This window comes from Mycobacterium sp. 1245801.1 (assembly GCF_001673055.1).
In the GTDB taxonomy this organism is placed as follows: Bacteria; Actinomycetota; Actinomycetes; order Mycobacteriales; family Mycobacteriaceae; genus Mycobacterium; species Mycobacterium europaeum_A.
Genome location: NZ_LZKY01000232.1, coordinates 1 through 14,084 on the forward strand (window position 1 = coordinate 1; position 14,084 = coordinate 14,084).

At 66.9% G+C, this 14,084-nt stretch carries 10 protein-coding genes, 1 tRNA gene and 1 pseudogene; 8 read left to right on the forward strand and 4 right to left on the reverse strand.

The genetic code is table 11. The features are described from left to right. Window positions 1-537: Ig-like domain-containing protein (locus tag A5622_RS15205; RefSeq protein WP_231997783.1), on the reverse strand; the 537-nt coding region annotated here is incomplete at its 3' end. 344 nt (window positions 538-881) lie between these two features. Here A5622_RS15205 and A5622_RS15210 point away from each other — a divergent pair. Next, window positions 882-3,491 carry an ATP-binding cassette domain-containing protein gene (locus A5622_RS15210; protein WP_066879568.1) on the forward strand — a complete coding sequence of 870 codons (2,610 nt, stop codon included), beginning with the start codon at window positions 882-884 and terminating at the stop codon, window positions 3,489-3,491. Window positions 3,492-3,505: 14 nt separating this feature from the next. Here the strand turns inward: A5622_RS15210 and A5622_RS15215 are convergent, their stop codons facing one another. After that, on the reverse strand, window positions 3,506-6,697 hold the full coding sequence (locus tag A5622_RS15215) for a kelch repeat-containing protein (RefSeq protein ID WP_066879571.1): 3,192 nt from the start codon (window positions 6,695-6,697) through the stop codon (window positions 3,506-3,508). 434 nt (window positions 6,698-7,131) lie between these two features. Between A5622_RS15215 and A5622_RS15225 the strand changes: the two genes are divergently transcribed. Further along, on the forward strand, window positions 7,132-7,962 hold the full coding sequence (locus A5622_RS15225; RefSeq protein ID WP_066879592.1) for an LLM class F420-dependent oxidoreductase: 831 nt from the start codon (window positions 7,132-7,134) through the stop codon (window positions 7,960-7,962). A 102-nt stretch (window positions 7,963-8,064) separates the two neighbouring features. Then, window positions 8,065-8,967, forward strand: a complete 903-nt coding sequence (locus tag A5622_RS15230; protein ID WP_066879577.1) for an SAM-dependent methyltransferase — start codon at window positions 8,065-8,067, stop codon at window positions 8,965-8,967. Window positions 8,968-8,998: 31 nt separating this feature from the next. On the opposite strand, the gene A5622_RS15235 is transcribed toward A5622_RS15230, so the two are convergent. Continuing rightward, complete coding sequence (locus tag A5622_RS15235; protein ID WP_066866682.1) at window positions 8,999-9,802, reverse strand: mycofactocin-coupled SDR family oxidoreductase; 804 nt, start codon at window positions 9,800-9,802, stop codon at window positions 8,999-9,001. 269 nt (window positions 9,803-10,071) lie between these two features. Between A5622_RS15235 and A5622_RS15240 the strand changes: the two genes are divergently transcribed. Both A5622_RS15240 and A5622_RS15245 read left to right on the forward strand, forming a co-directional pair. Next, window positions 10,072-10,332 carry a helix-turn-helix transcriptional regulator gene (locus A5622_RS15240; RefSeq protein ID WP_066879580.1) on the forward strand — a complete coding sequence of 87 codons (261 nt, stop codon included), beginning with the start codon at window positions 10,072-10,074 and terminating at the stop codon, window positions 10,330-10,332. After that, window positions 10,313-11,614, forward strand: a complete 1,302-nt coding sequence (locus A5622_RS15245; protein WP_066879583.1) for a type II toxin-antitoxin system HipA family toxin — start codon at window positions 10,313-10,315, stop codon at window positions 11,612-11,614. The genes A5622_RS15240 and A5622_RS15245 overlap by 20 nt, the downstream gene beginning before the upstream one ends. Before the next feature lie 183 nt (window positions 11,615-11,797). On the opposite strand, the gene A5622_RS15250 is transcribed toward A5622_RS15245, so the two are convergent. Continuing rightward, a tRNA-Gly gene (locus A5622_RS15250) sits at window positions 11,798-11,871 on the reverse strand. A gap of 160 nt (window positions 11,872-12,031) precedes the next feature. On the opposite strand from A5622_RS15250, the gene A5622_RS15255 reads away from it, so the two are divergent. The 3 genes and pseudogenes from A5622_RS15255 to A5622_RS15265 all read left to right on the forward strand — a co-directional run. After that, on the forward strand, window positions 12,032-12,667 hold the full coding sequence (locus A5622_RS15255; protein WP_197508020.1) for a hypothetical protein: 636 nt from the start codon (window positions 12,032-12,034) through the stop codon (window positions 12,665-12,667). 29 nt (window positions 12,668-12,696) lie between these two features. After that, a complete protein-coding gene (dcd, locus tag A5622_RS15260; protein ID WP_066879589.1) occupies window positions 12,697-13,269 on the forward strand; it encodes a dCTP deaminase in 573 nt (190 codons plus the stop codon). A 131-nt stretch (window positions 13,270-13,400) separates the two neighbouring features. After that, a pseudogene (locus A5622_RS15265) lies at window positions 13,401-14,084 on the forward strand (hypothetical protein); the annotation flags it as partial.

Here is a 14,084-nt window from a genome sequence, read left to right on the forward strand (position 1 = left end):
CAACAAGGTTGTGCAGTGGGTGCCGGATCGATACTGGCCGGCGCACAGCACGATTCCGTTGACGGTGGGCGGCGCGGCCGCCGAGATCAAAACGGGCCCCGCCGTGATCGGCGTCGCCAGCATCTCCGAACACACCTTCACCGTCAGCATCGACGGCGCCGAGGCGGGACCGCCGACGTCGCTGCCCGCGCCGCCCACCGTCAACGGAATCGTGCTGTGCGCCGGCCAGTATCGATCCGGCACCCACTGCACAACCTTGTTGTCGAGCCATTCGAACTTGCCGGTCATCGCGGGCGTCGACTTGACGTCGACGGCGCGCTCGGCCGCCTGCCGGTCGGCCGGGTTGGTGATGGGCGCTTTGAAGCGCACCTGGATGGGGTGCGCCACGCCGACCACCTCGTCGCGGCCCGGGGAAATCGACGCGATCGCAAACCCATGCGACTCGTTGGCCGCCGCCAGGCTCACCCCGGCCGGCGTCACGACAACACTCGCCGCGGTTCCGATCACCGCAAGAACACACCGAACACCCGTCCGCATGGCTCCAATTCCTTTTAACTGACAGAGTTGTAATAGGGATGATAAATGGGCGTTGACCTGCGGAAGCGTAAGGGCGCGTTGATTTTTGGGCACGCGACGGTCACGGTTTGGGCACGGGAGGTTTAGCGTCGCGGCGCGGTGACCAGGCGCTCGGACAGCCGGCCGCAAAAGCCAGCCCGACGAGCCGTCGGCCGCGAATCGTGACCGTGTTGTGACGGCGCGGCCCGGGCACCCGGGCGCCCGTCGCGACGGCGAGGGACCCGTCCAGCAAATGCGAAGCGCGGCCGGCGACCAATATGACCAAACCGCTGGCGCTTGGTGGCGACGGGTCGAATACTGATGGGATGAGTAGGCCCGCACCGCCCGTGCTGACTGTTCAATCTGACTGGTCACGGCGCAGTTTCGCTGCGGGCCACGATCTCATCGTCGGAAGTGACCTCCGTGCCGACATGCGGGTCGCCCATCCGCGGATCGCCCGCGCGCACCTGCTGTTGCGGTTCGACCGGGGCAAATGGCTCGCGATCGACAACGGATCGCCGACCGGGATGTTCGTCAACGGGAGCCGGGTGTCCGTCGTCGACATCCGCGACGGCCAGAGCATCAACGTCGGAAGCCCCGACGGGCCGCGGTTGAGCTTCGTGATCGAACGCCCCGACAAGACCGTGGGTCAGCTGCCGCCGACGGTCGAGGGGATGCAGGCCCTGGCCCGGCCCGGTGCCATGCGGCCCCCTCGCCCGGAGCCGGCGCAGCCCGTCGGCGGCTCGGCTCCCCGCATCGCGCGCCAGCAGCCGGCCCCGCTGCGCCACGGGCCGCCGCCTGCGGCATCGCCGCAGGCCAGCGGCCCGCGCCGGGCCGTCGGCTATCCGAACCAACCGCCGCCTCCCCGCGGTCCCCAACCGCCGCCTGAACGGCCCGCCGGGGTGCCGGCCAAGGGCCAACCGCTGACCGAGATCGGCGCGCAAGCCCTCGAAGCTGCGGAGTTCGACAGCACCAACCTGCGGCGCGCGGTGCAGCGGTCCCGGTCGAGGCTCGCGGCGCCACCCACCGGCGCCGCCGTGATCGGCCGCGCCGAGGACAGCGACATCGTCATCTCGGACGTCCTGGCGTCGCGCCAGCATGCCTATCTGGTGCCGGGCCCGACCGGGATGGAGATCCACGACGCTCACAGCATCAACGGCACGTTCGTCAACGGCACCCGAATCCTGTCGGCGCCGCTGACCGAGGGCGACGTCGTCACCATCGGCAACGTGGACCTGGTGTTCAACGGCGAGATCCTGCTCCGGCGCGCCCAGGCGGCCACCCGCACCGGCGGGCTGGAGGTGCGCGAGGTCGACTTCGAAATCGACAGCAAACGCCTGATCCACAAAGTCTCGCTGACCGCCAGGCCCGGCACGCTGACCGCCCTCATCGGCGGGTCCGGGGCCGGTAAAAGCACGCTGTCGCGGCTGATCGCCGGCGCCACCTGTCCCAGCTCGGGCTCAATCACCTTCGAAGGGCACGACATTCACGCCAGCTTCGCGTCGTTGCGCAGCCGGATCGGGATGGTGCCCCAGGACGACGTCGTGCACCGCCAGCTGACCGTGACCCAGGCGCTGAACTATGCCGCCGAGCTGCGCCTGCCGCCCGACACCAGCAAAGAGGACCGCGGGCAGGTGGTCGCGCAGGTGATCGAGGAACTCGGGCTGACCAAGCACGCCGACACGCGGGTGGACAAGCTGTCCGGCGGGCAGCGCAAGCGCGCCTCGGTGGCACTCGAGCTGCTCACCGGGCCGTCGCTGCTGATCCTCGACGAGCCGACCTCCGGCCTGGATCCGGCGCTCGATTTACAGGTCATGACCATGTTGCGGCAGTTGGCCGACGCCGGTCGGGTGGTGCTGGTGGTGACGCACTCGCTGAGCTATCTCGACCTGTGCGACCAGGTGTTGTTGATGGCGCCCGGCGGCAAGACGGCGTACTGCGGGCCGCCCGACGAAATCGAAGCGACCATGGGAACCACCAACTGGGCCAAGATCTTCGGCATGGTGGGGGCGGACCCCGACGAGGCCAACCGTCGGTTCCTGGCCCAGCTCAAACCGCTGCCGGCGGGACCCGAGGCGGAGAAGCCGGCCGACCTGGGCGCGCCGGCACGCTCGAGCACCCGTCGTCAGTTCGCCACGATCGCGCGCCGGCAGGTTCGGCTGATCGTCGCCGACCGCGCCTACTTCATCTTCTTGGCGCTGTTGCCGTTCGTGATGGGCGCGCTGTCGCTCACCGTTCCCGGCTCGACCGGATTCCGTGTCGCCGATCCCAGCGGCGACGGCTCCGACGAGCCGGGCTCGGTGTTGATGTTGCTCACCATGGCCGCCGTGTTCATGGGGACCGCGCTGACCATCCGCGACCTCATCGGCGAGCGCCCGATCTTTCGCCGGGAACAGGCGGTCGGCCTGTCCACCAAGGCGTATCTGCTCGCGAAGATGGCGGTGTTCTTCGTGTTCGCCGTCATTCAGTCGGCGATCGCCACGACCATCACGATCCTGGGGAAGGGGGCGCCGACGCGCCCGGCCCTGCTGCTGGGCAGTGCCACCCTCGAGCTATACGTCGCGACCGCCGCGATGTGCGTCGCCGCCGCGATGGTCGGCCTGGTCCTGTCCTCCCTGGCCCGGTCCAACGAGCAGATCATGCCGCTGCTGGTGGTGTCCCTGATGCTGCAGTTGGTGCTCTGCGGGGGCATGGTCCCGGTCACCAACCGGCTCGGCCTGGACCAGATGTCGTGGGCGGTGCCCTCGCGGTGGGGCTATGCGGCGCAGGCCTCGACGGTCGACCTGTGGGCCATCGAGCCCGGCCCGCTTGCCCCGAAAGACCGCCACTTCAAGCACACGGCCTCGACCTGGCTGTTCGACGTGGGCATGCTGGCGCTGTTGACCATCGTGTACGCGGGATTCGTGGGGTGGCGCAGTCGGCTCAAGCGCCACTGATCCGCCGTCACCCGCTAGATGAAGTCCAGGGCCTCGACCGTAGCGACCGGGCCTTCGTGGGTGGGCCGGTTCGCGCCACCGATGCAGTAGACGGTGTTGCCCACCGTCGCGACCGCCTCGGCGTGACGCGGGGTGGGCATCGGAGGCAGCGCGCTCCAGGTTCCGTTGGCGATGTCGTACATCTCGGCCACCCCCAACACCCGCGTCGGCTCCTCACCGCCGACCGCCAGGATCCGGCCGTCGATGAACGCGGCGCCGTAGCTGCCGCGAGGGGTCGGCATGTCGACCAATTTGGTCCAGCTGCCGGACTGGGGGTCGAACCGTTCGAACGCCGCGGAGTTCTTGTCGGCCGACAGGAATCTGCCGCCGACCGCGTAGACATAGGTGCCGTCCGACACCGCCGCGAGATGCTCACGCGGAGTTGGCATGTCGGCCGCGTCGTGCCACGAGCTGCCGTCGAAGACCTCGGTCTGACCGACGAGTTGCTTGGCGTTCTGGCCGCCGACGGCCACGAGTCTGTCGCCGACCACCGCGGCGGCCAGCGCCGCGCGGGCGTGGGTGAGGTTCGGCAGTTCGACCCACTTGCCGGCGCGCAACGCGAACACCTTGGTGGACGCTTGGGTGAGGTCGCTGCTGGCGCCGCCGAGCACCACCACCTCGCCGTGATAGGTCGCCGCGGCGGCGTGGTGCAGCGGGATTGGCAGTGGCGGTTGCGGCTGCCAGGTGCCGGCGCGCGGGTCGTAGCTTTCGACCGTCGACAACGCCACGCCGTCGCGCAGGCCGCCGACGATCCAGATCTTGTCGTCGAGCACGGTCCACGCCGTCATCAGCCGAGGCGTCGGCGCATCGGGCAGGGAACGCCATTGCGCGGCGGGCTGGATTCGGCGCGCCGGCAGCTGCAGCGCCTCGGCCGACGAGGTGGCCTGGCCGTCGCCGACCTCGCTCGACCCGCCGATCGCGAACACGGCTTGCCCCACCGCGTCGACCGCCATGCCGTGGCGCGCAATCGCAAGATCCGGCAAGCCGGCCCACGCGTTCGTGGTCAGATCGAACACCGACACGCTCTTGAGGACCTGCCCGGCCGACTGCCCCCCGACGGCCACCAACCGCCGATCGGCGATCGCCACGCCGAGATCACCGCGTGGCTGGGGGAGGTCGGGCAACCGCGTCCAGCTTTTCGCGGCAGGGTCATACGCCTCGACGGTCGGCAGGTCGGTGGTCCCGTTGCTGCCGCCCACCGCGTACACCAGCTTGCCGTCCGACGCCGCGGCCAGCATCTGCCGCGGGGTCGGGATCGGCGTGCCGAGGGTCCAGGAGTTGCCGTCGAAGACCTCGGTGGTGTTCAGCGGGGCGCCGTTCGCGTCGACGCCGCCGGTGACGACGATGCGGTCGCCCACGACCGCGGCCGCGGCCGCCGCCCGCGGTTGCAACAGGTGGGGCAGCTCGACCCAGTGGCTGTTGACCACCCGCCAAACCTGGTCGCTGGCAACCTTTTGCGCTCCCGCGGCCCGCCAGCCGCCGAGCACGATCGGGTTGCCCCGCCACGTCACCGCCATCGCGTGCTGAACCGGAACCGGAAGATCGTCGCCGCTCTTCCAGCTGTCGATCACCGGGTCATAGCCCTCGTGGTTGGCGACGAGCGCGTGGTTACTGCCCAATCCGCCGAAGATCCAGATCGTGCCATCGGCCTGCGTGGTCGCCGCCGCCTGGCGCGCGATGCGCGCGTTGGTGATCGGCTGCCACTTCACGGTTTGGCCGCTCGGTTGACTGGCCGCGGGCTGGTGGTGTTTGTTGCCCTGGGTGAGCAGCACGTAGACGCCGCTGCCGAGCACCAGTACTGCCACCACGATCCCCACCACGATCAGCGGCGCCGTCAGGCGATTGCCCTTCTTGCCCGACGAGCCCAGCCACTTCACCGCCCCGGCGGCCGGCCCGCGACGCGCGACGGCGGGTGGGTCGGCGTCGCTCGGCGGCGCGATCGCGTCGGTCATGCTGGTCGGTTCGGCGATCGCTTCGGTGGGTTCGGAGGTGGTGGGCCGGGCCGGAATTGGGCCTCGCCTGTCCGCGGGGCGTGGCCCGGTGGGCTGGGGGCCGGTGGGACGCGGCGGCGCGGGCGGCGTTCGGCGATCGGTGAGCGGATGGAGCAGCGAGGTGCTGTCCGGGTCGGCGTTTCGCGGGGCCGGTTTGGCGATGCGCGGCGGTCGCGCGGCCGGTGCCCCCGTCTTCCCGCCATGCGCGGCCGGCGAGGTCCGCGGCTTCGCCAGACCCGCCGAGCCGCCCACCGTGCGCCCCGCGCCCGCGCCGACCGCGGTGATGGCCATCGCGTCGGGCTTCAGGCCGTTGCGGCGCAGGCTCTCCTGCAGCCCGCGACCGAACTCCGCCGCCGAGGCCGGCCGCTCGGCCAAGTCGACCGCCATCGCCGTCTCGATCGCCGCACACACCGCGTCGGGGATCCCGCCGGGCCGCAGGTCCGGGACCCGCGTGTTGTTGATCCGCGTGTAGTGCGCGAGCAGGTCTTCGCTGCCGCGGCGCTCGTAGGCGGGGTTGCCGGCGATGAGCGAATACAGGGTGGCGCCAAGCGAATAGACGTCGCTGCCGACCGTCGCGGGATCGCCCGCCATCACCTCGGGCGCGAGGTAATCGATTGTGCCGGAGAACAATCCGGCCGCCGTCTCATATCCGCCGGCGATGTGGGCGGTCCCGAAGTCGGTCAGTTGCGGTTCGCCGTAGTCGTTGACGAGCACGTTCGCGGGCTTGATGTCGCGATGCAGCGTGCCGCTCAGGTGTGCGGTTTCCAGTGCGCCGCAGAGCTTTACGCCAATCCGCACGGCTTCCGGCCAGGCGATGGGGCCCTCGCGCTGCACCCGCAGGCCCAGCGAGCCCGCGGGGCAGTACGACATGACGATGTAGGGGCGGCCGCTCGCGGTCAGGCCGACCCGCAAAATGTTGACGATGTTCGGGTGCCCCGAGAGCCCGCCCATGGCGTAGCCCTCGCGCAGAAACCGTTCGCGGCCGGCGTCGTCGATGAAGGTCGGCAGCACCTTGATCGCCACATTGCGCCCGAGCGCTGTCTCGCGACAGCAATAGACCACCCCGGCGGCGCCCCGAGCGATCTGGCGGGCGTTGTCGAACCCGGCAGCGGCTAACTCGGCCACGACCTCGCTCGCTCCCGACGCCGGGGCGCGAGCCTTGGGTTTTTCAGCCATTACCTGGCCCCAACTTCCCAGGCGATTGATCAATCGGGGTCAAGCGTAGCGAACATCGGATCGCCGTCAGTGCGGTTCCGACGACAATCCTGGCCGCTAACCCGGTTGGCTCGTGCGTTGTCGCCGCGCTTCGCCCGCGGTCTGAACGTCGATGGCGTCGGGGGCCCGGCTCTGCAGATGCTGGCCGGTCTGGTACGGAAACCGACTGACGATTGCACGCACGCAGCACCCGCTGACTGTCTGCGCCGCTACCGGTAAAGCCGCAGTCTGGTTGGCGTCCGCGGTCTCGGCGACGCTGATCACGAGGACAGCAAGGGGGTTTCTCGAGGCGTCCGGCGATTCGGCCACCCGCACAGGTTGCATTGCGGTGGCGGTCGTTTCGGAAGTCACGCGTGACGCTGCAACCCCTTGCACGACTAATGGTCGAGGATCAAATGGACTTTGGTATTTCCACGTTCGTAACCGACAACAGCATCGACACGGTGTCGCTCGCTCGCGCGATCGAAGACCGGCACTTCACTTCGCTGATGGTGGCCGAGCACACCCATATACCGGCCTGCCGGCAGTCGCCATATCCACTCGGCGGCGATTTGCCCCCCGAGTTTTACCGGACCCTCGATCCCTTCGTCACGCTGGCCGCTGCCGCGGCGACGACGTCGAGAATCGAACTGTTCACCGGTATCGCGCTGTTGGTCCAACGCGATCCGATCATCGTGGCAAAAGAGGCCGCGAGCATCGATTTGATATCGAACGGCCGGTTCGCCTTGGGCGTGGGCGCAGGCTGGAATCTCGAGGAACTGCGCGACCATGGCACCGACCCGAAGACGCGCGGTGCGCTGCTCGACGAGCGGATCGAGGCCGTCAAGGCGCTGTGGAGCGACGAACCCGCCGAATACCACGGCAAGTATGTCAATTTCGACGCGTCCTACATCCGGCCCAAGCCGGTCCGGCAACCGCATCCTCCGGTCTTCATCGGCGGCAACTCCGCGGCAGCGGTGAAACGGGTGATCCGGCACAACGCGGGATGGCTAGCCGTCCCAACGCCGGTGGAGGCCTTGATCATGCGGATCAACGAGATGCGTGACGGTGCGGGCTACGACGTCCCGCTGGCGATGTTCGGCGCGCCCGTCGATCCCGACTATTGGGCCGTGGCCGACAAGCTGGGGTTCGGCCAGGTGGCGCTCCTGTTACCCACGCTGCCGACCGACGAGTCACTTCGACTGCTCGATGACTACGCCGCCAAGGTTGATCAATACCGTGGCTAGGGCTTCGATGCCGGGGAACTCGCCTGCTGCCCGAATCGCGCGCCGCTACCCGAAGCTTTCGGCGCGACAAATCTTGGCAACCGACATCCCAAGGGAGCGAACATGACCCGAACCGACGACGATAGCTGGGGTTTGAAAACCAGCGTGGGAGCCACGGCCACGATGGTGGCCGCGGCGCGGGCCGTCGCCAGCAAGAGCCCCAACCCGCTGATCAACGACCCGTTCGCCGAGGATTTGGTTCGGGCAGTCGGAATCAAGCTTTTTACCCAGATAGTCGATGGACTGGTCTCGTTTTCGGAGATCGGGGCGGGCTGGCTTCCGGCGTATTTCGGTCTTCGCAGTAGGGCCTTCGATGACTTCGCCACCCAGGCGTGCTTCCTGGGTCTTCGACAGGCGGTGATTTTGGCATCCGGATTGGACAGCCGCGCGTACCGATTGGACTGGCCGTCGGGGATATCCATCTATGAAGTGGATCAACCCGAAGTCATCGGCTGGAAGCGAGATATCCTGGCGAAGCTGGGATGCGCGCCGGCGACGCACCACCGTTGCGTGGGCGTCGATCTCCGACGTGACTGGGCGAAAGCATTGCTGCAAGCGGGGTTTGACGACTCTAAGCCGACAGCATGGATTGTGGAAGGTCTCCTGGTCGGCTATCTGCCACCCCGGGCGCACGACGAAATACTCGATGCGATAACGGGATTGAGCGCCCCGGGCAGCCGGATAGTGGCCGACCACACCGACATCCGTCGTCCCGATCTGATCAATGAATTTCTCAGCGAGTTCCATGACCAGTGGTGCCAGCGTGACTCCAGCCTCAATTTGCGAGGACTGACCTTTTCGGGGCCCCGGCAAGATCCCGCGGTGTATCTGGCGGAGCGTGGCTGGGTAACACACAACGCGAACGTGACCGACCTCTTGCGCGCCGCTGGGCGATCTCCGTCCGCGGCGGGTGAATTTCCCGCGTCTTCAGAATTCATGCTGTTTCTGAACGGGGTCCGTAACTAGACGGCCCGCCGACTGCATGCGGAGCCGATCGTCAGTGGATTCGTGCGCTGCCGCCGAGGCCGATCTCGAGCACGCTTCCGGTGATCACTCCGGGGTCGGTGACCAGGTACACCACGCCGCGGCTGACGTCCTCGGGCTGTAGCCAGGGTTGCGGTATCGGGTTGGCTTTGGTCATCCGGCGCACGAGGTCGTCGGGGACGTCGTCGCTTCCGGTGGGTTGCACCATCGGCGTCTGGGTGGTGGTGGGGCAGACCACGTTGATCGTGATGCCCTCCTTGGCGACCTCGAGGGCGGCGGACTTCGCCAGGCCGATGACGCCCCACTTGGTGGCGTTGTAGGCGGCCAGCTCGGGGATGCCCATGCGGCCGCCCATCGAGGAGGTGACGACGATCCTGCCGAACCGCTGCTGGCGCATCACCGGTATCGCGGCGCGCAGGGTGTGAAAGGCGCCGGTCAGGTTGGTGTCGATCAGCTGTTGCCACACCACGTCGCTGACGTCTTCCAGCACCCCGGTGCTGACGATTCCGGCGTTGGCCACCACGATGTCGAGGCTGCCTAGGTCGGCGACCGTCTGGGTGATCGCGGCGTTGACCGCGGCCGCGTCGCGCACGTCCAAGGTGATCGGCACGCAACGCCGGCCCAGTTCCTCGACGAGCTTGGTCGTTTCCCGTAGGTCGTCCTCGGTGCCCAGGGGATAGGTCAGGTCCGTCATCGCCTGCGGGGCATCGGCGACGACGATGTCGGCTCCTTCGGCGGCCAGGGCCAGCGCATGCGAGCGGCCCTGTCCTCGAGCTCCGCCGGTGATAAAGGCCACGCGTCCGTCCAAAGCACCCATGGCGGTAAAGCTACCAGCGGGTTACGCGCTTGCCGGCGCGCCGGGTGGCGTTATGAAACCGATTGCTGTGGGCGAGGTTTCGGCGCTATGCTGCCCGGCCGCTCGGCGTTCTTTCTCCATCGCGCATCCGCTACAGATGGAGCGTGCGTGCTATATATTTCGATCATTCGAGTCCACGCTCGAGATGATAGAAATATTAATCATCAGGCGTCTGGGGTCCAATGATCAAAATATTGATCATCGGGGCATATCCACCGTATGATTAAAATATGTATCATCAAGTACCGTTGGTATACGACACCATCGAATTCGGCGAACACGTCCGGCGCGCGCGCCAGGACAGGGGCTTCAACCAGGATGAGCTCGCCAATCGCATCGGAGTCAATCGTATGACCATCTCCCGTCTCGAACGGGGAGAATCTGTCAGCGTCGATATAGCCCTGCGCGCGCTTTCGGAGTGCGGCATGGCGCTGGCGCTAGTGCCGAAGTTTTCCCGAATGACGACAATCGATGGCGCGCAAAGCGCTTGACGTCTGGCTGTACGGCGTCCACGTCGCACGGCTGAGCGAGCCGCGCCGCTATTGTCTGCGTTTGGAGTTCACCGAGGAAGCGCTCGACAACTTCGGCGAGGGGAGTCGAGTCCTGTCCTTGGCGTTACCCATCTCGCGAAAACCTGTCCAGGACCGGGACGGCAAGTTGCAGGTCTCGGCCTTCATCGAAGGCCTTTTGCCAGAAGGCAACCTGCGTCGCCACATCGCCACCGAGGCTGGTGTGCCAGTCAACGACACGATGACGCTATTGGAACGGTTGGGCGCGGAATGTGCGGGTGCGGTCCAGATTCTTAGCGAAGGAGCGCAACCCGGTGCCGGCCGGGTCCGCCGATTGACGAAGCAGGAGGTCGACACTCTGATCGCGGACCTGCCGACCTACCACCTACCTGAGGGCACCACGCCACAGGCATCGCTCGCCGGTATTCAGGACAAAGTGCTCTTGGTAGCTCTTCCCAACGGCGAATGGGGTTGGCCTGAAGCAGGTGCGGCTTCGACGCACATCATCAAACCCGAGCCGCTCGGCGGCGCCGTGAAGCTTCTCATTCAGACGGAAGATTGGGCGCTACGAGTGGCGCGCGGCGCAGGCATCGATGCCGCAGAGCCGCGAATAGAGCGCTTTGGTGGACGCACGGCCATTGTCGTGGTCCGCTATGACCGAGGCCCTGACGGCACTCGGCTGCATCAAGAAGATTTCTGTCAGGCGCTAGGTCTCGATCCCGCGGCCAAATACGAGAGCACCAGCGAAGCAACTCGTTTGGGCTCGAGGCTACGACGCGTGGCACGCGCGGCCGCACCGAGGGCATTGGATCCTGACGGCTTTCGATTGGCGTTGCTGCAGGCAGTCACGTTTAACGTCGTCATTGGCAATAGTGACGCGCACTCAAAAAACTACTCAGTGATGATCGGCCGTGATGGCAGTGTGTCGCTGGCACCGATCTACGACGTCGCGCCGGTCATGTACCTGGATCCCGCATTCAAGGGCACCGGACATGTGATCAACGGGAAGACGGGTATTGACGGCATCGACGTCGATGATCTGACGGCCGAAGCGGTTTCCTGGGGCATGGGACAGCGACGAGCACGTGCGGCGGTACGGTCATGCATGGAGCGGATATACAGCTCAGTCGAGCGCATCGCACTTCCCCCCGGAGCCGAATTGGTCAAGGCTCGCCTTGACCAATTGTGGATCCAACGCTCTTGGGGCACAGCGTCTTTGAAATCCGGGCGCTCCGACTCGGCCTGGAGCGCCAGCAGCCCGTAGAGGTGCCGTGTTTCGGTACGCCCCCTCCGCATCCGGGGCGAGTCCGAGGTCGACAAAGTGTCTGAGGCGCATGGGCGCTTACGCGTGCTGAGACCAACATGTCGCGCGGGGGCCGGCCGTTCAGATGGATCACCGTGACGCTGACACGGCGTCGTCATCGCGCCGCATCGCCGCGGGTAAACGTGGAGCCGATGACGGGAATCGAACCCGCGTATTCAGCTTGGGAAGCTGATGTTCTGCCATTGAACTACATCGGCACTTCTCGCCAAGGAAGGCTAGCACCCGACGGGAGCCGTCGAGGTCAGGACCGCTCATCGGCTCCGGCGCTGTGGCCGTCGCACCGAACCGGAGTTATTCCTTTCACAAATTCACATTCGCATATTTATTATTCCGTTATTGCGCCGTAATGTGCTCGGGGTGGGTCGGCACAGGTTAGCCAGGAAGCGACGTAAACCGTCGGTGGCCCTGGCTGCGGTGCTTGCCCCCGCCGCCGTGTTCTTCGCGGTGTCCTCGGACGTCACCCCAATTGCGCCGCATGTCGAGGCCAAGGCCGTTATCAGAGAACCCGCCCCGTGCTGCGCGGAAATCGTGACCGTGGCGTCCAATCGCCTCCTCACCGGCGTAGGCGATGCCGAGCCCGCCGCGGCCTCGCGGTATCACACCCGGGCCCCGCTGCTGACCGCCGACGTCGCTCCCGAACGCGGCCTGCAGGTCCGGACGATCCTGGTCGCCCGCAGCATCACCGCCGACTTTCCCCAGATCCACGAGATGGGGGGAGTGCGCCCCGATCCGTTGCCGTGGCACCCCCTAGGGCTGGCGCTCGACGTGATGATTCCCAACCCGGAATCGGCGGAGGGTATCGCGCTGGGCAACGCGATCGTCGCCTACGTGCTGCAGAACGCCAACCGCTTCGGCATCCAGGACGCGATCTGGCGCGGCGTCTACTACACGCCCGGCGGAGCGCAGCCGAGCCGGCTCGGCCACTACGACCACGTGCACGTCACGACCACCGGCGGCGGATATCCGACCGGCGGCGAGGTCTATCTCCGCTGAACGCGTCCCCCGGAGGCTAGGCTCGTCGCGTGCTGCTCTCCGATCGCGACCTCAGGGCCGAAATCAGCGCCGGGCGGTTGGGCATCGACCCGCTGGACGACGCCCTGGTGCAGCCGTCGAGCATCGATGTGCGACTTGACTGCATGTTCCGGGTGTTCAACAACACCCGCTACACCCACATCGACCCGGCCAAGCAACAGGACGAGCTGACCACCTTGGTCGAACCCGTCGCCGGCGAGCCGTTCGTCCTGCACCCCGGGGAGTTCGTGCTGGGCTCGACGCTGGAACTCATCACCCTGCCCGACGACCTCGCCGGCCGCCTGGAGGGCAAGTCGTCGCTGGGCCGCCTCGGCCTGCTCACACACTCGACGGCCGGGTTCATCGATCCGGGCTTCAGCGGTCACATCACGCTGGAGCTGTCCAACGTGGCCAACCTGCCGATCACGCTGTGGCCGGGCATGAAGATCGGTCAGCTGTGCATTCTGCGGTTGACCAGTCCCGCCGAACATCCTTACGGCAGTACGCAAGTAGGTTCGAAGTACCAGGGCCAGCGGGGACCCACCCCGTCGCGGTCCTATCAGAACTTCATAAGGACTACATAGGTTCGCAGCGGCCCTCCCGCACCCCTGCTGGGCGATACTTAGTTAGCCATTGGTTTTTCCTCCGCCTGGCCGTGGCTCATCGTGCAATACCTTTGGAGGGGTTTGTATTGGATATCGTGCTCGGGGTGTCGATGGCACCGTCATCGATCCAGATGGTCGTCCTGGAAGGCGAATACGCCGACGGCGCAACCGTAGAAGAGGACGTGTTCGACGTCGCCGACGTCGACGATGCTGCCACCGCGACCGGGCCCGACCAAGTGATCTCGGCCATCTTGGGCACCCGTGAGGGCGCGGCCGACGCCGGCATGGAACTGTCGTCGATCGGCGTGACGTGGACGGATCAACTCGAAGCCGCGGCGCTGCGCGACGCGCTGACCGCCCACCGGATCGACAACGTCATGCTGGTGTCGGCGTTTTTGGCCGCGGCGGCGTTGGCGCAAAACGTCGGCGGGGCAATGGGTTACGAGCGCACCGCGGTGCTGCTGGTGGAACCCGACACCGCGACGCTGGCGGTCGTCGAGACCTCCGACGGCTCCATCCCCGACGTCTATAAGCAACAGATCCACGCCCAGTCCTACGGCGATGCCGCCGAGCAACTCAGCGCGATGGTCGCCGGGATGGAGAAGCTGGAACTGTTGCCCGGCGGCCTGTTGCTGGTCGGCTCGGCTATCGACGTCGGGCCGCTGAAGCCGGTGTTGCAGTCGACGACCTTCCTCGACGTGAGTGTGGCCGAGGAACCGGAGACCGCGCTGGCCCGCGGGGCCGCGCTGGCGTCGGCGAACGCGCCGCTGTTTGCCTCGTCGACCGCCGCGCTG

Excerpts from the sequence above, each read along its gene's own strand:
- A5622_RS15210 (WP_066879568.1), top strand. The coding sequence starts at position 882 with ATGAGTAGGCCCGCACCGCCCGTGCTGACTGTTCAATCTGACTGGTCA.
- A5622_RS15215 (WP_066879571.1), bottom strand. The coding sequence starts at position 6,697 with ATGGCTGAAAAACCCAAGGCTCGCGCCCCGGCGTCGGGAGCGAGCGAG.
- A5622_RS15225 (WP_066879592.1), top strand. The coding sequence starts at position 7,132 with ATGGACTTTGGTATTTCCACGTTCGTAACCGACAACAGCATCGACACG.
- A5622_RS15230 (WP_066879577.1), top strand. The coding sequence starts at position 8,065 with ATGACCCGAACCGACGACGATAGCTGGGGTTTGAAAACCAGCGTGGGA.
- A5622_RS15235 (WP_066866682.1), bottom strand. The coding sequence starts at position 9,802 with ATGGGTGCTTTGGACGGACGCGTGGCCTTTATCACCGGCGGAGCTCGA.
- A5622_RS15240 (WP_066879580.1), top strand. The coding sequence starts at position 10,072 with ATGTATCATCAAGTACCGTTGGTATACGACACCATCGAATTCGGCGAA.
- A5622_RS15245 (WP_066879583.1), top strand. The coding sequence starts at position 10,313 with ATGGCGCGCAAAGCGCTTGACGTCTGGCTGTACGGCGTCCACGTCGCA.